Source organism: Proteobacteria bacterium CG1_02_64_396 (genome assembly GCA_001872725.1).
Taxonomy (GTDB): Bacteria; Pseudomonadota; MNWR01; order CG1-02-64-396; family CG1-02-64-396; genus CG1-02-64-396.
Genome location: MNWR01000057.1, coordinates 19,887 through 42,848 on the forward strand (window position 1 = coordinate 19,887; position 22,962 = coordinate 42,848).

At 63.6% G+C, this 22,962-nt stretch carries 28 protein-coding genes and 1 other RNA gene; 5 read left to right on the forward strand and 24 right to left on the reverse strand.

Going from position 1 to position 22,962, the window contains the following annotated elements; translation table 11 throughout:
- The 17 genes from AUJ55_06685 to AUJ55_06765 all read right to left on the reverse strand — a co-directional run bounded on the left by AUJ55_06685 (nucleotide 1) and on the right by AUJ55_06765 (nucleotide 10,063).
- Nucleotides 1-312, reverse strand: a complete 312-nt coding sequence (locus tag AUJ55_06685) for a hypothetical protein (protein ID OIO57332.1) — start codon at nucleotides 310-312, stop codon at nucleotides 1-3.
- Entirely contained in the window at nucleotides 299-625 is a 327-nt protein-coding gene (locus tag AUJ55_06690) for a hypothetical protein (protein ID OIO57333.1), read from the reverse strand. The genes AUJ55_06685 and AUJ55_06690 overlap by 14 nt, the downstream gene beginning before the upstream one ends.
- The gene (locus AUJ55_06695; protein ID OIO57334.1) at nucleotides 622-828 is read right to left on the reverse strand and encodes a hypothetical protein; all 207 of its coding nucleotides are present in this window, start codon (nucleotides 826-828) and stop codon (nucleotides 622-624) included. Before AUJ55_06695 ends, AUJ55_06690 begins: the two co-directional genes overlap by 4 nt.
- A 6-nt stretch (nucleotides 829-834) precedes the next feature.
- Complete coding sequence (locus tag AUJ55_06700; protein OIO57335.1) at nucleotides 835-1,308, reverse strand: glycoside hydrolase; 474 nt, start codon at nucleotides 1,306-1,308, stop codon at nucleotides 835-837.
- Between the two features lie 3 nt (nucleotides 1,309-1,311).
- Nucleotides 1,312-1,791 carry a hypothetical protein gene (locus tag AUJ55_06705; protein ID OIO57382.1) on the reverse strand — a complete coding sequence of 160 codons (480 nt, stop codon included), beginning with the start codon at nucleotides 1,789-1,791 and terminating at the stop codon, nucleotides 1,312-1,314.
- A gap of 146 nt (nucleotides 1,792-1,937) precedes the next feature.
- Nucleotides 1,938-2,411 carry a hypothetical protein gene (locus tag AUJ55_06710; protein OIO57336.1) on the reverse strand — a complete coding sequence of 158 codons (474 nt, stop codon included), beginning with the start codon at nucleotides 2,409-2,411 and terminating at the stop codon, nucleotides 1,938-1,940.
- A 164-nt stretch (nucleotides 2,412-2,575) separates the two neighbouring features.
- A complete protein-coding gene (locus AUJ55_06715) occupies nucleotides 2,576-2,821 on the reverse strand; it encodes a hypothetical protein (protein OIO57337.1) in 246 nt (81 codons plus the stop codon).
- Between the two features lie 2 nt (nucleotides 2,822-2,823).
- Nucleotides 2,824-3,453, reverse strand: coding sequence for a hypothetical protein (locus AUJ55_06720; GenBank protein ID OIO57338.1), 630 nt, complete (start codon nucleotides 3,451-3,453; stop codon nucleotides 2,824-2,826).
- A 266-nt stretch (nucleotides 3,454-3,719) separates the two neighbouring features.
- Complete coding sequence (locus tag AUJ55_06725; protein ID OIO57339.1) at nucleotides 3,720-4,142, reverse strand: hypothetical protein; 423 nt, start codon at nucleotides 4,140-4,142, stop codon at nucleotides 3,720-3,722.
- A complete protein-coding gene (locus AUJ55_06730) occupies nucleotides 4,139-4,597 on the reverse strand; it encodes a hypothetical protein (GenBank protein OIO57340.1) in 459 nt (152 codons plus the stop codon). The genes AUJ55_06725 and AUJ55_06730 overlap by 4 nt, the downstream gene beginning before the upstream one ends.
- Before the next feature lie 269 nt (nucleotides 4,598-4,866).
- An RNA gene (locus tag AUJ55_06735) (hammerhead ribozyme type II) lies at nucleotides 4,867-4,943 on the reverse strand.
- A 161-nt stretch (nucleotides 4,944-5,104) separates the two neighbouring features.
- Complete coding sequence (locus tag AUJ55_06740) at nucleotides 5,105-5,632, reverse strand: host-nuclease inhibitor protein Gam (protein OIO57341.1); 528 nt, start codon at nucleotides 5,630-5,632, stop codon at nucleotides 5,105-5,107.
- Between the two features lie 171 nt (nucleotides 5,633-5,803).
- Nucleotides 5,804-6,364: a hypothetical protein gene (locus AUJ55_06745; GenBank protein OIO57342.1), complete on the reverse strand. Its 561-nt coding sequence runs from the start codon at nucleotides 6,362-6,364 to the stop codon at nucleotides 5,804-5,806.
- The gene (locus tag AUJ55_06750) at nucleotides 6,355-6,609 is read right to left on the reverse strand and encodes a hypothetical protein (GenBank protein ID OIO57343.1); all 255 of its coding nucleotides are present in this window, start codon (nucleotides 6,607-6,609) and stop codon (nucleotides 6,355-6,357) included. Before AUJ55_06750 ends, AUJ55_06745 begins: the two co-directional genes overlap by 10 nt.
- Nucleotides 6,609-7,556, reverse strand: a complete 948-nt coding sequence (locus tag AUJ55_06755; protein ID OIO57344.1) for a hypothetical protein — start codon at nucleotides 7,554-7,556, stop codon at nucleotides 6,609-6,611. Before AUJ55_06755 ends, AUJ55_06750 begins: the two co-directional genes overlap by 1 nt.
- Nucleotides 7,557-7,571: 15 nt before the next feature.
- Nucleotides 7,572-9,452, reverse strand: coding sequence for a hypothetical protein (locus tag AUJ55_06760; protein OIO57345.1), 1,881 nt, complete (start codon nucleotides 9,450-9,452; stop codon nucleotides 7,572-7,574).
- Between the two features lie 104 nt (nucleotides 9,453-9,556).
- Entirely contained in the window at nucleotides 9,557-10,063 is a 507-nt protein-coding gene (locus AUJ55_06765) for a hypothetical protein (protein ID OIO57346.1), read from the reverse strand.
- Between the two features lie 416 nt (nucleotides 10,064-10,479).
- On the opposite strand from AUJ55_06765, the gene AUJ55_06770 reads away from it, so the two are divergent.
- Nucleotides 10,480-10,839, forward strand: a complete 360-nt coding sequence (locus AUJ55_06770; GenBank protein OIO57347.1) for a hypothetical protein — start codon at nucleotides 10,480-10,482, stop codon at nucleotides 10,837-10,839.
- A gap of 181 nt (nucleotides 10,840-11,020) precedes the next feature.
- On the opposite strand, the gene AUJ55_06775 is transcribed toward AUJ55_06770, so the two are convergent.
- Nucleotides 11,021-11,821: a hypothetical protein gene (locus AUJ55_06775; protein OIO57348.1), complete on the reverse strand. Its 801-nt coding sequence runs from the start codon at nucleotides 11,819-11,821 to the stop codon at nucleotides 11,021-11,023.
- Nucleotides 11,822-12,022: 201 nt separating this feature from the next.
- On the opposite strand from AUJ55_06775, the gene AUJ55_06780 reads away from it, so the two are divergent.
- Nucleotides 12,023-13,447 carry a hypothetical protein gene (locus tag AUJ55_06780; GenBank protein ID OIO57349.1) on the forward strand — a complete coding sequence of 475 codons (1,425 nt, stop codon included), beginning with the start codon at nucleotides 12,023-12,025 and terminating at the stop codon, nucleotides 13,445-13,447.
- 52 nt (nucleotides 13,448-13,499) lie between these two features.
- Here the strand turns inward: AUJ55_06780 and AUJ55_06785 are convergent, their stop codons facing one another.
- From AUJ55_06785 to AUJ55_06805, 5 genes are all read right to left on the reverse strand, one after another.
- Entirely contained in the window at nucleotides 13,500-16,145 is a 2,646-nt protein-coding gene (locus tag AUJ55_06785) for a hypothetical protein (GenBank protein OIO57350.1), read from the reverse strand.
- Nucleotides 16,138-17,304: a hypothetical protein gene (locus AUJ55_06790; protein ID OIO57351.1), complete on the reverse strand. Its 1,167-nt coding sequence runs from the start codon at nucleotides 17,302-17,304 to the stop codon at nucleotides 16,138-16,140. The genes AUJ55_06785 and AUJ55_06790 overlap by 8 nt, the downstream gene beginning before the upstream one ends.
- 135 nt (nucleotides 17,305-17,439) lie before the next feature.
- A complete protein-coding gene (locus AUJ55_06795; protein OIO57352.1) occupies nucleotides 17,440-18,966 on the reverse strand; it encodes an EmrB/QacA family drug resistance transporter in 1,527 nt (508 codons plus the stop codon).
- Complete coding sequence (locus AUJ55_06800; protein OIO57383.1) at nucleotides 18,963-19,970, reverse strand: hypothetical protein; 1,008 nt, start codon at nucleotides 19,968-19,970, stop codon at nucleotides 18,963-18,965. The genes AUJ55_06795 and AUJ55_06800 overlap by 4 nt, the downstream gene beginning before the upstream one ends.
- A 37-nt stretch (nucleotides 19,971-20,007) precedes the next feature.
- Entirely contained in the window at nucleotides 20,008-20,493 is a 486-nt protein-coding gene (locus AUJ55_06805) for a hypothetical protein (protein OIO57353.1), read from the reverse strand.
- A gap of 381 nt (nucleotides 20,494-20,874) precedes the next feature.
- Here AUJ55_06805 and AUJ55_06810 point away from each other — a divergent pair, with 381 nt between their 5' ends.
- The 3 genes from AUJ55_06810 to AUJ55_06820 all read left to right on the forward strand — a co-directional run bounded on the left by AUJ55_06810 (nucleotide 20,875) and on the right by AUJ55_06820 (nucleotide 22,484).
- Nucleotides 20,875-21,414 carry a hypothetical protein gene (locus AUJ55_06810; protein OIO57354.1) on the forward strand — a complete coding sequence of 180 codons (540 nt, stop codon included), beginning with the start codon at nucleotides 20,875-20,877 and terminating at the stop codon, nucleotides 21,412-21,414.
- Nucleotides 21,415-21,429: 15 nt separating this feature from the next.
- Nucleotides 21,430-22,038: a phosphohydrolase gene (locus AUJ55_06815; protein ID OIO57355.1), complete on the forward strand. Its 609-nt coding sequence runs from the start codon at nucleotides 21,430-21,432 to the stop codon at nucleotides 22,036-22,038.
- Between the two features lie 227 nt (nucleotides 22,039-22,265).
- Nucleotides 22,266-22,484, forward strand: a complete 219-nt coding sequence (locus tag AUJ55_06820; GenBank protein OIO57356.1) for a hypothetical protein — start codon at nucleotides 22,266-22,268, stop codon at nucleotides 22,482-22,484.
- A gap of 94 nt (nucleotides 22,485-22,578) precedes the next feature.
- Here the strand turns inward: AUJ55_06820 and AUJ55_06825 are convergent, their stop codons facing one another.
- On the reverse strand, nucleotides 22,579-22,950 hold the full coding sequence (locus tag AUJ55_06825; GenBank protein ID OIO57357.1) for a hypothetical protein: 372 nt from the start codon (nucleotides 22,948-22,950) through the stop codon (nucleotides 22,579-22,581).
- Nucleotides 22,951-22,962: the final 12 nt, after the last annotated feature.

The window sequence follows — 22,962 nt, forward strand, 5'->3', positions numbered from 1 at the left end:
TCACCACCACTTTTTGGGGCGGCTGATCCCCGCCGGGGCGGGGGTGGCGTACTCCACCACGTTGACCCCTTGGGCGGTCATGCTGGCCATCCAGGTGGGGGTTTCTTCGCACTCCAGGGTGACCAGCCCGCAGTCGCGCAGGTAATCCAGTTCGCGCCGCAGTCCGTGGGGGGTCAGGGGCAGATCGATGTCGGCCAGAGCGCGGTACAGCACGGTTTCGGCCACAGCGCTGGGGCGCCCGGCATCCAGCGCCCGCAAAATGCGCCAGCGGGTCTCTTCGCGCTGGGCTTTATCCAGATCAATCTCGTGCATGGGGTTTGGCCTCCAACACCCGGTCGAGCTTGTCGCGCAGGTGGTCAAGTTTGGCGTCGATGCTGGAGCTAAACCGAATCCAGTCCTCGCGGCGCACGTACTCGCGGGGCAGTTCGGCTTGCAGCTTCAGCAGGTCTTTTTCCACGCGGTCGATTTTGTCGCCCCCTTCGCGGTTGGCTTTTTGAATGCCGTCCAGCTTGCCGTCGATGTGTTTGACGTAGCGGTCGAGCAGCCACTTCACCGCCCAGAACAGCACCCCCGACCACAGGGCAATCAAGGTGACCAAGGGGCCGAGGTCCGCGATTTGATTCACTTCCCCCCCCCCCGCTCGAACTCCTTTTGGCAATCGATGCAGCGCAACGCTCCTGGCTTGAGCGCCAGGCGCTCGGAGGGGATCGGCTCCCAACACACCCAACAAATGCCGGTCTCGTTGCGCTCCGGCTCGCTGCGGTAGCGGTCGAGCGCCTCGCGGCGCTGGATTTCTTCGACCTCGAAGGCCTGATCGGCGATGTCCATCGTTCCTCACACACTCAATAGCAAGGCGGCTTCGGCCTCGCGTCGCAGAACCAAACCGGGCAGCTTTCTCCCGCCGCCCCACACCCAGCGGCGCATTTCATTGGCCGCCTCGCGCCAGTCGGCCTCGTTGATCCGTCGCCTCATGGTCGAGGCCCGCAGGCGACCCGACCCGAGGTTGAAGGTCCAGTCGGCGACGGCGGCCAGGCGTTGGGGCGATTCGTGGGTCAAGATCGGGCACACCCGCAGGGTTTGCGCGACCGCGTCGCCCATGTCTGCCTCCAGGTAGATTTGGCCCTGCGCCTCGTCGATGGGGGGGTGATCGGGTCGGCATAGGTGGCCGTACCCGATGGTCCAATGCCCGGCGGGGCAGCGGTACGGTCGGGCCAACACCACCGGGGATCGCTGCACGACTCGCGCGAACCCTTCGAAGGAGATCGCCAGGTCGAGCGCCTGTTCGGGGACGAGTGACAGGCCGCCCATCGATCACACCCCCTGTCGGTGGCGGATTACGCGATCCAGGAACCAAAAGTTGAGGATGCCGCTGAGCATTGCCAAGTCGGCGTCGGTGTAGGCGGTTGAAATCGCGGCGAGCAGATCGCCGCCCGACAGATACAGCGACACCGCCGCCGCCGTTTTGGCGCTGGCGTACAGCGCCAACAGCCAATAGGTGACGACGGGGCGTACCGATTGACTCAGACCGTCGATCCACCGCACACCCGAGGGCTTAGCCTGGGCAGCGATGGCGGTTTGGAGGGCTGCTAGCCCGGCGGCGTCGAGGGTGATCTGGCCTTGGGTCTTGGCTTCTTCGAGTCGCTCGGAGGATCGGTCGCGGTCGGCCTCGATTTGGCGATCAAACATCGCCAGCTCGTGCGCGCGCTCATTTTTTTTGTCGAGTTGGGTGAGTACCTCGGGGACCAGCCGCAACACACCGCCGCCGAGACCTGAGAGTAGGGATTCAAGGATCATGGGCTTCCTCCTGGGGGGGGAGGATCGCCAGGCTGGAGCAGGGTGGGAACGGGATGGGGTTCCGGGGTGGTATTGCGGGGTTAATCAAGGGTCAGGCGAAGGGAGGAGAAAAGAAAGCCCCCGCCGAAGCGGGGCTTTGGCAATCACGACGATGTTTCTCCGATCCAGATCATGCTCGGGTTGGGCTCCTCCTCTCCGGTGACGGCATAGTGCATCAGCAAATGGGCGTTGAGGTCGCAACGGCGCTTGAAATTCAATCCCTTCTTGGGGATTTGTTCGGCGTCGGCGCGACATCGCACCGTCAGCACACCGCTACCGTCATTGTTGGGCCGCATATCGACGACGTAGGCCGGGGAGTAAATATTGAGTTTGTGGGTGCGAATCACGTTGGAAGATTCGACCTGATTGGTTGAGGGGGCATGCATCCCGACCCACCACTGCACCCGGGTCCAGACCAGATCGACGCGGTCGGCCGCAATGTCGCGACTTAAGGGCTCTTGCATAATTCTGGCGACCCATTCGGCTTCGGATGGGGTGAGCCGCAACGCAGTCACGCTGGTGCAACTGGTCAGCAAGGCGACGAACAGGGCGGCGGCGATGGATTTTGTGGTCTTCATGGTGGTTCTCCTTAAATGACCTTGTTCCCGTGGTTGTTGGTTTTTTGGAGCCTGGTGACGGGAGGAAGACAAGACAAAAGCCTGAAGGTAGAAGGGCTTAAAAAGCAAGCCCCCGCCGAAGCGGGGGCTTGCCGTAGGAATCCACCCCGTGGCCGAACCTGGATTTACCCGGTCCGTTGGGCCTCCCGAGCGAACCGTGCGTGGGCTTGCTCCGCCTCCAGCGCCTCAGCATCGGCCATGGCCAAATCCAACAACAGGCGCTGGGTCGCCAGCAGATCCCCCAGGCGGTCGAGGGCCTCGACGATGTCGGGGGAGGGGTGGTTGTAGGCCAGCTCGTACTCCCCCTCCATCGCGTGCAGGATGGTCTGGGCGCAGGAGATGTGGGCGACCGGGTAATAGTCCTGGTCCATCGTCACACCCCCAACGCCGCGAGGGCGCGGGCCGACAGCGCCCCTTTGCGCCCGGCGGCGGCCAGGCGGGGGTTGGGGCGGTAGTGCAGCAGCCCCAGGGCGTCGGCTTTGCGCAGGCGGCGGGCCACCGCGTCGCCGCTGATCCCCAGCAGTTTGGCGATTTCGCCCCGAGCCAGCCCCATTTGGTGGTAACGCACCAGATCGTGCAACACCCGGTCGGTGCCCACCAGCGCCAGGCGCAATTGGGCGATTTGTGCTTGTTGGCGGCGCAGCAGGGCGGGGGTGTCGCGCTCGTAGGCGATCAGGGCGCGGCGGATGGCCCGACCGGCGGCGTTGTTCTCGATCAGCGCCAACTCTTTGGCCACCTCAAGGCTGAGCAGGTACTCGGTTTTTGGGCGGCCGCCGAAGAGGCCGGGGGTTTTTGCCAGCTTTGGCAAAAAGTCCGAACCCTCTGAAAAACCGTAGGTTTCGATTCGGTCTTTGATCCAATTGGCAAACATTTTGCCGACCCCCAGGTGCTTGTGCAGCGTCCTGGCATCGACCAGGGTCTGCTCGACCCCGGCCAAGGTGCCGGTGGTGGTGGGGATGAGGGTGGTACTGCTGGGGGTACTGCTGGGGATCAAGGCGCTCATGGCGGCCTCCTGGGTGGGTTCCCCCCGCTGCTGCGCGGGTGGTGGGGGTGGGGCGGGTTAGCAGACCGGACCAGGTACCGGCAGCCCCGAGGGGCTCCCACCCAACCCCCACCATAGGGGGCCGAGCGTGCACACCAGGCCCACCCCTGGCGGGGCGGGCGCAAAAAAAACCGCTGGCGCGGCTGGTGCGCCTGGTATCCGGGCTGCTGAACCCGTGCCTGCATGGGGCAGGCGTGGGGATTGATGCCCGGATGGGGGGGGGCGTGTCAGTCCCACAACCTAGGCGCCACGACCTGTCGGGGTGTGCCTCGGTTGCGGATTTCGCGGATCCTCCGCTCGGTCAGCCCATACCGCAGGGCCAGGTCGCGGTTGATCTCGCCCACCGCAGCGCGGATTTGCGCGTCGCGGGCGGCGAGCAGGGCGGCGTGGCAACGGGGGATGGGGAACCGAGCCTCTCCGCCTGCGAGGTGCGCCAGTTTTTGGGCCACGTCGTGCCCCACGGCGACGCTGAGCCAGTGATCTGGGGCTGGGCGGCGGGCCGGAACGTAAATTTCAGTGCCGCCCAAGAGGCGGATGACCCGTTCGGCGTCGGACCAACCCAGCCCCTCGACCAGAGCCTGAGCCGAGTCCGGTAGGGCATTGCTCTCGCGCAGGATGAGGGCGAAGTCGTGTGTGCGCGCGACGTTCACGGCTGCGTCCCTTCTGTTTTTCGATCCTTGGGGCCCAAGGCAACCCCCTTGCGGCGCTGGTGGTACACCAATGCTGCGACAATCCGGCGCAGTTGATCCGGTGTACACCACTGCACCCGTTCGACCCCGAACATCTTCTTGGCCATGCCGTGGGCGTAGGGCCAGCCATACCCCAGGCTGGTCAACTGCGCCTCGATTTTGTCGATCGGCCGCTGCCGGGCGCGAGCGGGGTCGGGCTTGGCGGCCCGGTGCGGGTTGGTCTGGTGGGGCGGTAGGCCGCAGCGCTCCATGTAGACCAGCACCTGGGCGGCGCCGATGATCGTCAAGTGTTTGGCGCTGCGCACCCCGGCCACCTTGTGCAGGGCGTCGCGGTAGGTGTCGTCGTCCCACCCCAGCTCTTTTTTGCCGATGTGGATCCTGGCCAGCAGGGGGCGGGTGATGGTGTCGGCGGTCATGATGCCCTGGCCAGCGCCAGCGCCGCCTCATGCGGATTGTTGTCAGCCATGCCTCGCCCCCCGGCACTCGGCGCAACGGTGGTCTGCGTCGTGCTTGGGCCTACGCACCAGGGCCAAGGCCAAGACAACGCCCAAACTGCCCAGGGTGATCCCGGCCACAAAAGCAACAGCGATCATCGTTTTTCTCCTTCTCCGGTGAGCGCTTCATCGCCGCGCCCTCCGGGCTACCAAGCAATCGCGCCGAGGCGGCGCTCCTACACGTTGATGTCATTCGGCTGCTCGTCGGACCCGGCGCACCACCGCCGGATGACCACCCCCCGCCTGGGCGGCGGAGGGGGTTTCGCTTCCCCCCACAGGGGGGGCCATTACGTGGCCAGCGGCAGAGGCTCGCGAAAGGAGGAGCGCCCCCTGCTGCGGGTGTTGTTTCGATCCCATCACCGCCCGCTGGACGGGGCGCGGCCATTCCTGGCCCCCCCTAGGAGCCAAGGACCCCCCGCGCTGGGGGCGTTACGCGGCCTCGGCCTCGAAGGGGATGATCACGAAGTCCTCCACCCCGGTGACGATCTTGATGCCCGCCACCCCGGCCACCGCCTCGGGTTCGTTCAGAATCGCCTCTTTGTTCGGTTCGCTTTTGGTGCGCACAAAACGCCCCAAACCCAGCCGCTCCAGGGTTTCCACCACGGCGTCGGCCCCGGTGATGCGGCACGAAGGGGGGCGCTGACGCCAGGCGATTTCGCCGGTCACCAAGTTGGCGGTTTTGCTCTTGCCGTTGCGGGTCAGCTCGTCGCGGTGGGCCTCGGCCCAGGTCTGCACCCCCTTTTGCAGGGCGGCCACCTCCTCCCCCAAGGCGTCGAGCTGGGGCTGATACTGCTGGGTCAAGGCGGCGATCTGGTCGTTGAGCTGCGCCTGCAACCGCATCTGCTCACGGTTGAGGTCGCCAATCTGCCGCACAGCGGCGGCGGCTTGGTCCCGATTGGCCGGGACGGTCACCGCCACGGCGGGGGCTTTGATGCGGGTAGGGCTACGGGGGGGCATGGTGGCCTCCTGGGTTAATCCCGGCGCAGGGCGCCGGTGTAGGCGATCCAGCGATACCCCTGTTGGGACACCGCTCGGGTATGGCGCCGGTGACGTCGGTGACGCCGGGCGCTCTGGAGCAACCGCAGGGTGGCCACCAACAGCGCCACCCCGACAGCGAATAACACGACTTCAAACATCGTTCGATCCCCCTTTAAGGCCGGTTTGCAGCATCTGCCGCACCGCCGCGAACCCGCCGACCAACTCCTGCTCCGACAGCCGGTCGGCCACCTGTGGCCGTTGGCTGGCGCGGGGTTGCCGGTAGGGGTTGCGCCGGGCCTCCTCTTGGCGCTCCTCCTCGGCGGCGGACTCTTGTTCGGCCAGATTGGCCACGACACCCCACAGGTAGCTGTGGGTTTTTAGGGGGCGCATCACCTTTGCCCCCGGCTTGCGGGCTTGGGCCACCACCTCGGCCATCCCCCGCACGATCAGCGCCCCGGTGATGGGCACCGGGCCGCTTTCGCGGGGGATTTGCCCCTGGTTTTTAACCGCCGCCAGGGCATCGATCCGTTTCGTGGCCTCGGCAAAATCGAGCCCTGCCCCCTTCGGATCGCGGAACAGGGCCAGGTAATCCAGCACCCCCTCACCCAGGTCGGCCTTCACCACCGCCGCCACCAACCCCCGCGCCTGGGAATCGAGCGTCCACCCCTCCAGCGAGGCACAGGCGCCGCAACAGGGGCAGGTCAGGCGCATGGGGCGCCCGGCGGGGGTGGGGGGAGCGGCATCCAATACATGGGGGTGTGCGTCGAGTCGCCGCCGGTCAGACGCCACCGGTCGTGTCGGTCGAGACAGGCCGTCTCGACCCATCCGCCGTCGGGCAGCCCCGCATCGAACCAGACGAGCACATCCACCTGTCGGGGGGGCAGATTCTGGATAACCGGAATCCAGCCGTTGAAAGGCGTTTTAATGTCGTTTGCGCGGCTGATCGATCCAGGCATCACGCACCTCCCCACAATTCGCCCCAGGTGGCGCGAATCTCGGCGGCCCCCACCCCGTGCAGACCGCCGGGAGAGCTGATCGCCGCCAAACGGATGGTCTTGCGCACCATGCGCAGCGCCCCCGGCTTGCTGGCGATGGAGCGCAGCAGGGCGAGGCTGTCGGCGTCGAACGCCTTCCAGGCGCCTGCGTAGGCCTCCACGTCGGCGGCTTGGGGCAGGCTCACCTTGAGCCGCTTGCCGACCCGGCTGAACAGACGGTCGAGGTAGGCGGCCCGGCTGCCGCTGCCGCCGGTCATGCGGGTGTACACCTCTTCATTGCCCAGGAGCGCCAACCCCACCTCGGTGGCGTCGTGGATCGCCCGCACGGCGTCCAGCGCCTTGACCCCGAGGTTTTGCGCCTCGTCGAGGATCAGCATCCCACCCTTGCCCCGCATCGCCTTGACGAGGTCGCGCATCGTCGCCGCTGCGCTGCTGCCAGGCTGGATGCCGACGGCGGCGGCGATCTCGGCCAAGATCGGCATCGGGGTCTCGGTGGTGGGGTTGGCGGTGCAAAACCACACATTGGGGCGGGTCTCGGCGTAATGCAGGCCGGTGGCGGTCTTGCTGCACCCGGCTCCCCCGTAGATCAGGGCGATGTCGCCAGCCAGCTGGGCGTACCCAAGGGCGGCCAGAATCTGACCGGCGGTGGGGGTGGCAGCCCATTCGGGGTCGGGAGGCATCCCGGAGGAGTCCTCTTTGCGCAGGTGGTACAGTGCCAGCCAGCGCCCCACCTCCCGAGCCACCTTGGCGCCGTCGCCCGTGTATTTCTCGGCCAGCCAGGGCGACAGCCGGGACATCGACACCCCGGACTGACGGGCTACTTCGGCCCCGGTCAGCTCGTCCTCGGTCATCACCTGCTTGACCTGTTGCCTCACCTGCTCTTGATCCACCTCACGTTTGGCCGTCATGACGAATCTCCTTTGTTATTGGTTGGCGCCCGTTGAACGGGTCTTGAGAGGTGCTGTTTTGGCGAGGTGCCGATCCAGCATCCTGTTGACGTTTTCTTGGAAGATTCGCTGCCGCTGGGGGTCAGACGAGGGGCCGACGACATCCCCGTTCGCCACCCGCTTGAGCGGCTGCCCAAAATTGGGGGCGACCAAGCCGGGGGCTGGGATGGACGCAGGGGTGTTGGGGGCGGGCGTTAAGGCTGCCGCCTCCAGGGCGCCCATCCGTTTGTCGGCCTGGGCCGCAACCTTCTGGGCTTTCTGGCTGCGGGCTTTGTTCTTGGCCCACTCCCGCCCTGCCTCGGTATCGCCGAAGCCCACCCCGGCGTAGTGCTGCACTTTGCCGATCACCTGGCCGTCCAAGGTGGTCACCGTGACTGCTGCCAGCAGATCGGCGGGGTCGTAGTACGCCACCACCTTCTGCCCCTTGCGGTCGGCCATGGCTTCGTTCCAATAGCGATGGGCGCCGTGGGGCCCCTTGCCCGCTTGCAGCTTGATCTCCCCCCGCTCCCGGCTGGCGGTCACCACCTCGGGCATCAGCAGCAACATTTCCCGCTGCTCCAAGGTCAGCACACGGACGGTCGCGTCCTTGAAACTTTCGGCAAAGGCTTCGTCGTAGCTCTTCACCCCGGCGCAAATGTCGGTACGCCGGTTGGGCCGGGCGTTAAAACGCACCACTTCTTGCGCCACCACCTGCGCGAATTCTGCGTAGGGAATAGCGGTGGCTTTGCTGAAGCCCCGGTCTAAAAATTGTGGGTGTTTGGCCACCAGATCGTGCAATCCGCCAATACCGAAACTGCGTTCAATCGGTTTGGCGCCGGGGTTCGATTTGGTCATATCGGGCAACGTAAAACGGGGGGTAATCCCCACCAGTTGCAGCAACCCCAGGGGGTCGTCTTCCCTGTTTTTAAAGCGGTGGCGGTTGCCCGACCGCCCGGTCATCGCCTTGTTGGCGGCGACCACGGTGTTGTCGATCCACGCATCGGTAGGGGTGCAAATGGCGGTCAGGTCGTAGGTGGCCAGGCGGAAAAGATCGGTGTTTTCGGTTTTGGCCAGCCGGTAGGCCAGAATCTTGTTGCTGCGCAGATCGGCCCAGAACCAACCGGTGCTGGTGTTCAGCACCTCGCCGTCGGGCCACTTCACCCACAGCTTGTCGAACTTCAGCCCGTCGCCCACCACCGCCTCGCCCGCTGCGTACATCGACCGATCCCGCTTCTGCGGGGGATACAGGCGAGCCAACGCCACCTCGCCCTCCCGCCAATACACACGGGTGGACTCCTTAATGTCGCTCTGCACCCGTTTGTGAAAGGTGCGCAGCGCGGGCAAGTCGCCCCACCCGTGCTGCTTGGCCGCTTCGTCCGTGCGGCGGTAACATTCGGCGACGGTGTCCCCGTCGTGGGTTAAATACAGGGCCAGAAAGTAATCCCACGCAGCCGGGGGAATTTCTTTACGCTCGCGCTGCACGCTCCAGCCGGGGATCATCAGCGCCGCCCAATCGCTTTTGGGGTGCTCGCGCACTCCTGGGTGTTGGCTGGTGCCGTAATACCAACCGCGTATCGTGGCGGCAGGTATGGCCCATTCCTGGGCCACTGTTTCCAGCGCCTCGCGCACGGGAATTTTCGCGTCGAGCAGGTCGCGCAATTTAAAAAGGCACATCGCTTTGTTCTGGCCGATGTCGCGGTGTTTTTGCGATTTGGTCCACGCCCACCGCCAAAGGTGGGAAGAGCGTTCGCTGTCGGGGGTGGGGTTTTCTGGGGATGGGGGCGTTGGGGCGGCAGGGAGCAACTGTTTCAACGCGGAGGAATACCCCCCCGAGGCTATCGATTCGATGTTGTACTGCTTAGCGATGCCGCCATTCATGCGGACTTCCCTGGAGGGCCAATCCCTCGCCCTCCTGGCTACCGCCTGCTTTGATACCCCGGCGGCTGCGGCGATTTCTGCCAGGCTGAACCATTCGACGGGTGTCATTTCCGCCCCTCGTCCTGCCACATTGGCCCTGCACCCGTGAGTAGCCAGTTGAGGTTGACGCCTTGGGCTGCAATAGAGGCCAAGGCGTCGGCCCCAGGTTTCCTTCTCCCGGCGATATAACTAGCCAGGGTCCGAATGGGGATGGCCGTGCGGTCCGCAAACTCGATTCTGGTCATGCCAAGCTGTGCAATGGCCGTCTTGAGACGCACCCCTAGGCCGCTCTGTCCCGACGCAGTTGAATACCTGCTTGGCCAGATCGACGCCGGATCGACGCCGAGGGCTTCGGCGATGATCTGCTGCCCTTTCGGCCACGGGCGGTCGAGTGCCCCCTTAAGGACGCCGGGTTTGTACCCTTGCTCGGCCGACAACCTGCGCAAGCTCCAGCCGCGCAGACGCAGCGCGCAGACAATCTCGGCCCTGTGCCAGTCGTTGGCGCAGGTGGTGGTGCCAGATGTGGATGGTTTTTGGCTCATGACCGGAGGATAGGTCCACAAGTGGACCATTTGCAAGTCTTATGGTCCATTTGTGGACCATAAGACTTGCAAGGTGCCAACCTAGGTGCCAACCAAGGTGCCAACCGATAATCCGAAAAAACATAGCGCAACACATTGAAAAATAAAGAAGTTGGTACCTTGTCGACGGTTGGCACCTTTTGGTTGGTACCTTGGTTGGCACCTTTGGGGGAAAAATGACTACGGATGCAGAGGTTGTAGCACGTAAGAAAGAGTTAGGAGCGCGGGTGCGCGAGGTGCGTAAAACTGTGGACATGACACTTAAGGATTTCGCTCTTCACACGGGCATCCCGCTCCAAACTCTCAAGAATTATGAGAGGGGGACCAGTATGCTCGGCGCAAAGGCTGCTTCTGCCTTAGCGGGGGTAGGTGTCAACACGGAATGGCTGCTCACAGGAACGGGGCCAATGTGGCAGGCCGATTTGATGCGCGGGGTCGATGACCGTGAGGTGTTTTTATCGGTGCTGCGTGGTGGGGGCGTGCTGTTCAATAAACTACGTGGAATTGTGGATTTAGTCGGCCTCGATGAGTTTGCCCGGCTCACCCACATCCCTGCCGAAAAATGGCACCCCATCCTGGCTGGTGAGGCCAATCCCCCCATCGACTACCTCCTGGCTGCCTCCGCCGTGGCGGGAACCTCTCTGGATTACCTGGTGGGGGCGTCCACCGAGGAGGAGTCCGTTTTCCTCGCTCGCTACCGCACCGCCACCCCCGAAGACCGTGCCCTGCTTTCCTCTCTCCTGGATCGTCTTTTGAAGGCTCCTTGAACCTCCTTCACGGGGGCGACGTTCGTTCGCAAACTTAAGGGCCGTTTTTTTTTTTTTGGGTTTTTGACGTTTTGTTCGCAACCACCTACCTCCACCTTCAACCCCAACGAAGCCCAATGTTTCCGGGCTCTTCCTGCCTCTTCCGCCTTCTTCCGGGTTTGTTCCTAAACTTGCCGTCCGCTCACAGGCCATGCAGCATCAGCGCCCGCGCCTTGCCCTTGTATTGGGTGACCAACAGGTCGTAGGGCATGGCGGCGACATGGTCGCTGCCGATGATCGGCAGGAAGTGGGACTCCCCCGCCTCGGGATCAAGCAGCCCAACCCCGAAGAGGGCCCCTCCGTCGGGGAGAGCCACCTCGAAGACCGTTTGGGTTTTGCCCGATCCGGCGGCCAGATTGCGGCGCACCGTCTCGATCCCCTGACGCAGACTGGGGAAGGTGGCCAGATCGACCACATCTTCGAAGTAGGGCATGGCGAACATGTAGTGGTAATCGGCCAGATCGTCATTGTCGACCGCGCCGCCAAAGGGTTGGGCTCCGGCGCCGGTTAAATCGCTCAAGGCGTGAACCAACGCCTGCCCTGGTTTAGCGACTGCCTGGCTTTGGGCGGCGAAATCCTCTTGTAGGTAGGCCCGCATCAGGTATTCGGGGTTCAGGGCCGAGACGGCGATTTTTTCACCCTGCGCCTTGAGGCCCACCTTCAGCACGGCTGCAAAACCGCGCAGGGGATCGTTTTTGGCAACCTGTTGCCAGGCGGGGGCGGTGACCACCACGACCTCAAGCGCGGCGTCGCCACCGGGGTGGTACCGCCCCACCACGGTCAGCCCTGCCCCCTGCGCTGCGGCGGCGACCTGGTCGGCAGCCTGTTCGATGGGGGCGCTTAAGTTGCCCAGCGCCAAATAGGGGGACAGCTCATCCCCGGCCTGGGCCGCCCAGGGCAGGGCCATCACAGCCAGTACCAGCATGGTCATACGTCGCAACATCTTCCCCTCCTCTTGTTTGTTTTGTGGTTGTCGCGGTTTGTGGTGGATAAGTGCAGTGCATCCATCGCCCCGCCCGCCAGTTTAGGAAGGGCTAACCCCTTGGGGATTCATAAAAACCAATGACCCGACAAAGGGGATTGATCGGGTTGAACATCGTTCTCAAGGTGGCGTCGAACGGGGTCCGAGCAGTGAGGAGCGATCATGCCTATTCCCCCCATCGTTGTTGGATTCGGTTACGACCTGCGCTTGGGCGACAACCCCGCCTTGAGCGAGGCGCTGGCGGGCGGCGTGCCGGTGGTTCCGCTCTATGTGTGGTCCCCCGAAGAGGAGGCCCCCTTTGCCCCCGAGGGGGCGAGCCTGTGGTGGTTGGGGCAGTCGCTTCTGCGTTTGGATGAGTCGCTGCGGGCGCGGGGGTCACGCTTGATCGTGCGCCGTGGCCCCGAGGGGGAGGCGCTACGTTCGGTGATTGCTGCAACCAAGGCCAAGGCGCTCTATTGGAATGGGGGATTTGATCCTCCGGGCCGGGAGCGGGATGGTCGCTGGCTGGCGCAATGCGCCTCGCTGGGGGTCGAGGCCCGCTGCTTTCCCTACGACGGTTTGGTTGACGCCCAGCAGATCCACACCCAAGGGGGCGATCCCTACCGACGTTTTGCCCCCTTCTTCAAGCGCTGGCGGCAAGAAGCCGACCCGGCGGTGGCGCCGTTGCCGATTCCCGAAACGATTCCGGCTCCCCAGCAGTGGCCCGAATCTGAGACGGCGGTGCAGGTGGGATTGGGAGAGTCCCCCTTTTGGGCCTCGGGGTTGGCGGCGCAGTGGCAGCCGGGGGAGGCGGGGGCGCATCAATTGTGGCGGCGGTTTTTGGCCGAGCGGATCGAGGGGTATGCCCAGTGGCGGGATCACCCCGGCGAGCAGGCGACCTCGCACCTGTCGCCCCACCTGCATTTCGGCGAGATCACCCTGAGGCAGTTGTGGTGGGACTTGCGGGGGATCGCCGGGGAGGGGGGTGAGCGGTTTCGCAGCGAGCTGGGGTGGAGGGCGTTCGGGCAGTACTGGCTGTACCACTTCCCTCACGCGCTGGGGCAATCTCAGGATCCCCGTCTTCATCGCTTCCCCTGGCGGCACGATCCCGAGGGTTTGGACGCCTGGCGACGCGGCGCCACCGGCTACCCCCTGGTCGATGCTGGAATGCGCGAAGCCTGGTCCAGCGGCTGGATGCACAACCGGGTGCGGATGGTGACCGCCTCGTTTTTGGTCAAACACCTACTGATCGACTGGCGCGAGGGAATGAACTGGTTCGCCCAGACCCTGGTGGATGCCGACCTGCCCAGCAACGTCTTGAATTGGCAGTGGGTGGCCGGGACCGGGAGCGAATCGCAACCCTTCTTTCGTATCTTCAACCCGGTGACTCAGTCGCGCCGCTTCGATGCCGGGGGGGTCTACCTGAAGCGCTGGCTGCCGGAATTGCGCGAGCTTCCGACGCAGTGGATCCATGCCCCGTGGGAGGCGCCCGAAACGGTGTTGCGGCAGGCGGGGGTGGTGTTGGGGGAGGATTACCCAGCCCCCATCGTGGAGCACTGGGCGGCGCGGGTGAGGGCGATGACGGCGTGGAGGGGGATGAAGGGGTGAGGGTTGGTTTTGGCAGTCACATCGACCTGGTTGGACTCGCCCGCCAAAACCCTCAGCGGTGCAGCCTCTTCAAAACCTCTTCGGCAAGCGCCAAAACCTCGGGCGCCGCCCCCACCGGGGGTTGCCCACTTGCTGCCGCCCGCAACGCCAGAATGAAGGGTTGCAGGAAATCGGCGTGGGGGCTTTCGGTCATGAGGTCGGCGAGGGCAGGGCCAAGGCCAAAGCCATGGCAGTGCAGCGACAGATTTTCTTGGAAAAACGAGGTCCTTTGTCTCGTCATGCACGTCTGTACCAGAGACTCCAAGGATCGAGTGGCAAAATCCCGATTGCCAAGCCACAGATGAATTTTAACCAAATTGATCGCTTCGGATGGGTCATCTGGATTGGAGCCGGGAATATTCAACCAACCCCTATAATTTTGAGTAGCCTCTTGTTTTTTACCGGACAGGGCTTGGAGGTCGGCCAGCCTCAATAAGAGGTATCCGTTGCTTTTATCGAGCGAAAAAGCTTTCTTGAATGCTTCTTCCGCCTCCTGCCCACGTACCAAACAAACACCTAGCTCTGTCCATAGGTATACATCATCTGGGTTGAGAGAAATTGCTTTGCGGATAGCTTTTTCTTTCCAGGGTTGTTGGGATGGGTGGGATGTTCTTTCGCCAAAAATTCTATTGGTACGAAAGCAGTCTAAGGCGACTAAATAGGCATCGGGGTCGTTGCCGAAGCAATGTTCCATTTGCATAAATGCAGTTTGACTATTGGGAAGATCTGGAAAGAAATTCCCTTGAAAAACAGCTTTTTGCACGGTTGGCATGCCGTTGCGCCGTTTTTTCGAGAAGGGATCAGGGGATGTCCACATCCAGTCCTCCTCGACGTTTTCGAGAATGGCCTGGTAGTGCGACCTGGAAACCCCCGTGGTGCCTTCATCAGGTACTGAGCAGACAGAAATCTTGGTCTCGAAAGAGGGATCCGGTGAGGCATAGGGTGTTGTTTGGGCTTCATGGATCGTCGGTGATGCCATCTCTTCAGGGGGGGCTCCGGCTGTTCTTTCTGCAATCGCCTCCTTGTCTTCCAGCGACAACCCAATACATCCCGCCACCCCCTCGACCCACCGCTCCATCTCCTCCTCGTTTTGCGGGTGGGGGCATTGCCGCAGCTTGGTTTTTAGTGCCTCCAGTCGCCGCAAGTAATCGTCGGCATCGACGAAATGGCGGTCCTGCCCGGCCAAGTCAAAAAGGTCGGGCAATATCTTTTCCAGCCGCTGCCGGGCGGTGGCAAAAACGCGCCACTCCAGCCCCAACCCCTCTTCCCCCCCCAAGGCCGAGGCGACCGCCAACGAATATTCCAGCTGCGCCTGGGAATCGAGCTCCCCCGCCGCATGGCGGCGGGCGAGCAGGGCGGCGAGGTCGGTCAGCTCTTGCTTGCCGTACCACAACCGCATGAAGGCGATCAGCCAGCCCAGACGTTGCCGCACCCGGCGCGAGCCGTGGCGCATCAGGTACCAGATGTTGAAAAACCGCTCCGCCACCTGGTAACCGAAGCGTTTGCCCGCCTTAGAGGCAAGTTGGGCTTTCTCGATCAAACCCTCCTTTTCGAGGCGGGCCAGTTGCGGGGTGATGGTGGTGGGGGGGATGTGGGAGGACGCGGCCAGCTCTTTTACTCCGACCGGATCCCAGTGCTCCATCAGGTGGGCCAGCAGTTTGCGCGGTTGTTCGGACAGCGCCTCCATTCGGGCCTTGTAGAGGGGGGTCATTAGGTCGAGCAGGCGGTGCAGGTCGGCCTGCACGTCGTCTTCCCCTCCAGCGGCGAACATCTCGTACAGCATGGTTGTGGTGCGGGGGTTGCCGCCCGAGAGGATGCGCAGCGACTGGAGCCGCTCCGGCTTGTCGTCCAGGGTGCGGCGCATCTCGGCCTCGGCCTCGGCGCCGACCCATCCCCGCCCCGCCCCGAAGCTGCGGGCCAGGGCCAGGATCGCGGCGCGCATCTCCTCAGCGTTCAACGAACGCAGTTCGAGGGGGTGGAAAAAGTCGTGGAAGGCATGCTGGTACTGGGCGTGGAGCTCCAGGTGTTCGTAGCTGGCGCCGATCCAGAACAGCCCCGGTTGGTGCGACAGGGTGTTGCGCAGCCGCCAGAGCACGGTGGCCGAGCCGTCCTTTTTGCCGCTTTTTTCCCCCGCCGCCAGGTTGCCCAGCAGCAGGTCGCTGCTGTCGATCAGCAGCAGCAACCCCCGCCGGTGCGAGCCGATCCAGTCGGTCAACATGGCCAGCGCCAGCTCCTCGCGCTGTTCGGATTCCAGAGGGGCGAGCGCCGCGATTTGGGCGTCGAACAGGGCAAGCTCGTCCGCCGCGCCCCCTTCACGTTCCAGGGCGTCGGCCAGGGCGTCGAGGGTGTTGCGCCACAGGTCGTCGAGTCCCCGCACCGTGTATTGCTCCTCGGGGAAGATGAGGGGGAGCCAGTGGGCGCTCAGGTTGGGATCGTCGCGCACCGCCAGCGCCAAGCGTTGCAATAGGGTCGATTTGCCCATGCCGCGCGGCCCGACGACGAGCCGGTGTTGCGGCACCTTGGTGGGGGGGGTGTCTTGCAGCGCCTCGGTCAGCTCTTGGAGTTCGCGCCCGCGGGCGACGAAGATCGCCCGCAATTCGTCGTCGCCCCAAAGGTGGGGGTTGTATTTAAGGGCGGCGTTGAGGGGGGCGTCAGCCATGGTTGGCCTTCCAGTAGTCGCGCAGCAAAAACGAAAGAAAGGCATATCGCCCCCCGTTTTGACCGAGATAGCCCTGTTCTTCAAGGTAGATCAGGGTCTCCTCCAGCCGAGTTTCGCGCCGGTCGGGATCGGCTTCGAGACGGCCCAGACGGGCCCCCAGTTGGGGGCGGGTCACCCCGGCATCGCTGTTGGCGGCGTAGCGCAGCACCGCCAAGACGAAGTCGCGGCGGGGTTGCGGCAGATCGAGCAGGCGCTGGTACCAGTGCACGAAACAGGAGCGTTTGCCGGCCAGCTCGCCGTAACCAAGCTCGATGTCGTCGGAATTCAATACCCCCTTGTGGTCGAGACGGCGCAGACCGGCTTTCATCGCCTCGTCGAGCAGCAGGTTTAGGTAGTAGGGGGAAAGCCAGCCGGTGCGGTCGCAGAGGTGGTCGAGGGTGGCGGTTGTGGCTTGCCATCCCTCGCGGCTCGAAAAAGTCGCCGCCATAGCCAGGGCCGAGCGGCGGGTGAAGGGCTGCAAAACATAGTCGTAGCAGTCGTTCATTAAGGTGGTCAGGCGGTGACGTTCGAGCAGTTCAGCCAGCCCGATGGAGCCGGTGAAGACAAAGCGGCAAGCGAGCCCCGACTGCTGCCGCCAGGAGCGCAACCAGCCCAGCGTCAGCGCTGCCTCGTGGAGATCGTGTGTGATGAGTCTGTCGAGAAAGACGGTGAATTCGTCGATGAGGATCAGCAGCGGTTGGGGGGCGAGACGGTGTTGAACGCGGTTGGCGGCGGATTGCCAGGGGGTGGCGGCGTTGGGATTGAGTTCGAGAGATACCCCCGCAACCCCGACTTTGTGGATGTGGCGTTGAACCCAGGTGGTGGCCTGGTCGCGCCAGTCGGCAAGATGCCGTTGGATCGAAGCCTCGGGAAAAGCCCGGTCGAGCCGGTCGATGAGGCGGGCGACCCGGTCGATCCCTTGCAGATCGACATATCCGGCCAGCAGGCCATGGTCGGTCGCCTGCTCCGTCATCCGCTTGAGGATCGACGATTTGCCCAGGCGGCGTGGTCCGGTCAGGGCGACATGGTTTTTCTGGAGTGCCGACCAGAGGTCGTCCAGCTCGGCCTCCCGGTCGAAGAAGTCTTCGCCGGTGGCGATGTTGCCTAAGCAAAGGGTCATACCCGCCTCCTTTCAGGTGAATAAAGAGGGGACTAGATTAATACGAATTCGAATTAATACAAGTTTGAATTTATCTGCACCAAGAGCGAAGGGCCAGGGGCGATGGAGTTCCTTCCGCGCCCCGATGTCGATGTGTTAAGGGCGTCTTGCCCCCACCCCCTCCGGTCTCTTCATCAACAGCAGCAGCGGCATCACCGCCACCGTCAGCACCCCCATCAGCAGAAAGTCGTTGGTGTAGCCGATCATCGCAGCCTGACGGTTGATCTCTAGGTCGATCATCGCCAGCCCCGCGGGGGAATCGATGCCCCACGGGGGGGGGAGCAGGGGGGCTTGGGCCAGGGGGTTGAAGGGGGTGACGAAGGCGCCGAGCTCGGCGTGGTTGATCTGCACGCTACGACTGAAGACCACCATGATGATCGAAATCCCGATGCTCGATCCGATGTTCCGAATCAGGTTGAACAGCCCCGCCGCTTCGGTCCGCAGCGGTGGCGGCAGGGTGGCGAAGGCGATGGTTTGCAGCGGCACGAAGATGAATCCCAGCCCCAAACCCTGCACCACCCCGGTCCAGATGAGCGGCCCCATGCCGATCTCAAGGTTGAAATACGACATCTCCCACAGCGACTCCGAGACGAAGCCAAAGCCGATGGCGATCAAGATGCGCGGGTCGTATTTGCCGACCAAACGGCCTACCAGCGCCATCGAGAACATCGAGCCCAGCCCCCGCGGCACCATCACCAGCCCCGTATCCACCACCGGGTAGTGCATCAGGTTCATCAGGTAGGGGGGGAGCAGGGCCATGGTCGCCAGCAACACCACCCCCATGATGAACATGAAGGTCATCCCGGTCAGGAAGTTGCGGTCGGAGAACAGCACCGGGGAAATGAACGGGTTCCGGGTCGTCATTGAGTGGACGGCAAACAGATAAAAACCCATCCCCGCTAAAATCGCCTCGGTCAAAATCTCGTTGGAGCTCAGCCAGTCGTGCCCCTGCCCCCGGTCGAGCATCAGCTGCAGGCTGGCGATCCCCAGGCTCAAGGTTAAAAAGCCGAAGCGGTCGAAGGGGCGATCCCCCTTGGGGGTTTCGGGGACGAAAGTGGCGATGAGGAACAGCGCCAGCAATCCAAAGGGGAGGTTGATGAAAAAGACCCACTGCCATTCGAGCCACTCGGTGATGTACCCCCCCAGGGTCGGCCCCAGAATCGGCCCCACCATCACCCCGACCCCGAACATCGCCATCGCTTGGCCATGTTTTTCTTTGGGGTAGGTGTCGAAGAGGATCGCCTGCGACAGCGGCACCAAAGGCGCCCCGGCGATCCCCTGAATAATGCGGAAGAGGACGATTTCGGGCAGGTTGGTGGCCAAACCGCAGGCGACCGAGGCCAGGGTGAACAGCGCCACGGCGATGAGAAAGAGCCGCTTGCGCCCGATCTTCATCGCCATCCAGCCGGTGGGGGGGATCATCACCGCCGAGGCGACGATGTACGAAGTCAGCACCCAGGCGATCTGATCCTGGGTGGCCGACAACGTCCCCATCATGTGGGGCAGCGCCACGTTGACAATGGTGGTGTCGAGGATGACCAGGATGGTCGCCAGCATCACTGCCGCCGCAATCAGGCCACGATGCTGCTTTTCACCCATCCGCTCGACGGCGGCTGCGTTCATGGCGCGTCGGTATGGATGGTCACGTTGACGCTCAGACCGGCCCGCAGCGTGGGGGCGTTGGGGTTAGCCTCAAGCTCCAGGCGAACCGGCACCCGCTGCACCACCTTGACCCAGTTGCCGCTGGCGTTTTGCGAGGGGAGCAATGAGAACTCGGCACCGGTGGCGGGGCTGACGCTGGCGACCTTGGCCCTCCAGATGTGGCTGGGGTAGGCGTCGATTTCGATCTGCGCCTCTTGGCCGATCTTCAGCCGCTCCAGCTGAGTCTCTTTCAGGTTGGCCTCAACATAGTGCTGGGGCGACACCAGAGCGAAGAGGCGCTCCCCGGTTTTGACATATCCCCCCGGTTGCACCGGGAGGGGACCAACCTCGCCGCTCATGGGGGCGAAGATCTTGGCGTGGCTCAGGTTCAGCATGGCGTGGTCGAGCGTCGCCTGGGCCTGCCGATACAGCGGGCTGTTTTCAACCGCTTGATCGGGGACGATCCCCATCTGGGCGCGGATGCGGGCCAAATCCTGCTGCAAAGCCGAAACCTTAGATTTGGCTCCGTCCACGTTGTGACGCGCCTCGTCAAGCGACGAGGCGGCCAAAGCCTGGCTGCTGGCCAGAGGTTTGCGCCGCTCGAACTCCCGTTCGAAGAAGGCCAGATCGGCCCGGGCCCGCTCCAGGTCGGCCTCGATGCGGTGGTAGTAGGCTTTAAGGGCGGTCACCGTGTCGCGCACCGAATTCAGTCGAGCCTGAGCCTCGCGCACCGCAATGCGCAGCGAGGTTTCGCTCAAGGTCAGCAGCAACTGCCCCTGCTCGACCCGGTCGTGCTCCCCCACCAAAACCGCGTCGACCCGACCGTCGATGTCGGTCGAGACGAAGACCCGGTCCGCCTTGAGGTAGGCATCGTCGGTGGTAATGGTGCTCATCGCCTCGAAGTAGAGGCGGGCGCCGAACAGGGCGAGCAGCAGCGGCACTCCGAGCATCAAAACGCGGCGCAGCCCCTTTTTTTGCGGGGGGATCGCTGCGTCGGGTGGGGTGGCTCCGGCTTGGGGGCGCTCATGGCTTGGAGGATCCTTGCTCGTCGGCAACGCAGCAGGGGGTGGGTTGCACGCGCTGGAGGTTGTTCTTCATCAGGGTCAGGGTGTCGAGCAACGTTTCGATCTGTTCGGGGGACATTCCCGCGGTGACCTCGGCCCGGACTTCGGCGGCGACCGATTGCATCTGGGCGAAGATGGGGGCGACCTTGTCGGTGAGAAAGAGCAGGTTGGCCCGCCGGTCGCCAGGGTGGGGACGGCGCTCGACCCAGCCGGCCCCCTCCAACCGGTCGATGTGGCGGGCCAGGGTGATCGGCTCGATCTCCAACAGCTCGGACAGCGCCTTTTGGGTGATCCCTTCGCAGCGGTAGAGATGGACGATCACCTGCCATTGGGCACGCGTCATCCCCAGCGCTTGGGCCCGTTGGTCAAACCGTTTGCGGAACAGGCGGGTGGCGTCGGCCAGCAAAAAACCGAGGGAGCGCGAGAGGTCAGGGGTGGATTTCATGGGGCGGGATCATGCTCGCCAAGATTATGGTAAGCAAGCTCATGAACCGGGGGCGCAAGCGCAAGGGCATCACTAAAAACCGGCAAAGATGCCCGGCAAGAGCCGGAAACGTGCGCACCCCGGCCGCAAGTGACCGAAATGACAGCGCAGCAAAAACCCGCAGCCTCAAGGCATCGACTTCGGGTTTTTTGCGCAACGCGGCTGAAAAAAGGCAGGAGGCCTTTTATTCGGCGTTTCCCTAAAACCGGCCACAGTGGGGTGTTCCGCAGGGCGGAGAGGATGCGCTGGCAGGCCGATTCTTGATGCTCCTGTGCTTTTATGTCCCAATGAGTTTCATTCGCAGGCAGTCCATGGGGGCGAGATCATCAGGAGGAGGGGGCGATGGCCGAGTTTGCGCAGGCATTGGCAGCCACACTGGGCAACGAGGGTGGCTATGTGGACGACCCGCACGATGCGGGGGGCGAGACCTGCCGGGGGATTTCCCGCAAGAATTTCCCCACGTGGGGCGGATGGGGGTTGATCGACCAAGCCAAGTCGGCCCCCGGCTTTCCCGGCGGCCTCGATGGCAACGCCCTGTTGCAGGAGCAGATCGCCGCCTTCTATAAGGGGGAGTTTTGGGATCGGGTGCGCGGCGACGCCATCGCCGACCAGCAGGTCGCCGCCTCGATCTTCGACTTTGCGGTCAATGCCGGCGTCGGCACCAGCGCCCGGTTGGCACAAAAGGCGGCGGGTGCGGCGGTGGATGGGGCGATCGGCCCCAACAGCGTGGCGGCGATCAACGGCACCGATCCCCGCACCTTTTTGGCCCTGTTCGCCTTGAACAAAATCGACCGTTACATCCAAATCAGCGAAAACAGCCCCAACAACCGGACCTTTTTCTTCGGTTGGATCAAAAGGGCCATGGCCGATGCCCCGGTGTAATCCGGATGCACCGTGATGAAGGAGCACGCAGTGAAAGAGGCTTTCGAGATCCTGCACCAATACACCCATGGCTTGGCCGAAGCGCTCAAACAGCGCGATCCCTATACCCGGCTGCACTGCGACCGGGTGGTGGAATTGGCGCTGGAGCTGGGACGTAGCGCCGCAATCCCCACTGCCGACATGCTGCTGCTGCGCATCGCCGCCTCGTTCCACGACATCGGCAAGATCGGCATTCCCGACCGGGTGTTGCTCAAGGCGGGCCGCTTGGAGGATGAGGAATGGGCGTTGATGAAGAGTCACAGCGTTCGTGGCGAGCAGATCTTGCTCGCGACCGGGCTCGAAGGGGTGGAGGCGGTGGGCAAGGTGATTCGCCACCACCACGAGCATTTTGATGGCGGCGGTTACCCCGACGGTTTGATGGCCGACGAGATTCCCATGGCGGCCCGGATTTTAGGCATCGCCGACAGCTACGACGCCATGGCGACGACACGCGTCTATCAACCCCAGCAGGCGCACGAGACCATCATGGGCATCATGGCGGTCGAGCAGGGGGGAAAACACGACCCGGAGCTGTTCGCCCATTTTTGCCGGGTGATTGAAGACAGTCACTACCGGGTGCGGTGAGCCTTGTTCACCAACGGACCATCGCCTTGAACCGGTCCGTAACGGTAGGGGTTGGCGTCGAGGAGGTCGGAACTGCGGTTTTCAATCAGCGCCTCCCAAATGGGGTCGGCATGGTACGCCGAGGCGTAAGGGGGAGGGGAAGACCCTCGCCGGGTAGGGGGGCAGCAAGGGGGAGAGGGATAAAGGGTTGAAACCGTGCCTGACATCGCTGAATGGGGGGGGTAGAAGTGTGCGGCACACCCATCCCGTGGGGCGCTGCCCCATCGTCCCCCCTTCAGGAGCGTTCCACCCATGCCACCTCCTCAACCCCCGAAACCGCCCAACGGCTTCCCGACGCCTCCCCCACCATCGTCGACCTGGAGGTCAACGAGCGCAGTGAGGGTGGGAAAATCCCCGGTTTTACCGAATGGACTGCGGGTAACGGTTGGCAGTACAACGCCTCCTGACGTTGCAGCGCCGCATCAATAAAAAAGGGGGCCAATCGGCCCCCCTTTTTTGTCTTACTTCCAATCTGTCTTACTTCCAATCAACACCCCCCGTTCACTCCTCCCCCCGCAACTGCTCCAAGATCTTCTGATCCTCCAAGGTCGAGGTATCGGTGGTGATCTCCCTTCCCGCCGCAATATCGCGCAACAGGCGGCGCATGATCTTGCCGGAGCGGGTTTTGGGCAGGTTGTCGGCAAAGCGAATCTCGTCGGGCTTGGCCAGGGCGCCGATCTCCTTGGCGACGTGTGCCCTCAATTCCCGCACCAGTTCGTCGCGGTGGAACTCGTCGCGTCCCCCCTTGAGGACCACGAAGGCGAAGATCTCTTCCCCCTTGATCTCGTCGGGGCGGGGGTCGGTTCTCTTGAGGCCGGTTCGTTCAAGGTTGGCCCCCTTCCCACGCAGCGATGATTGAACTTGATGGCGCATGTGCCATCATTC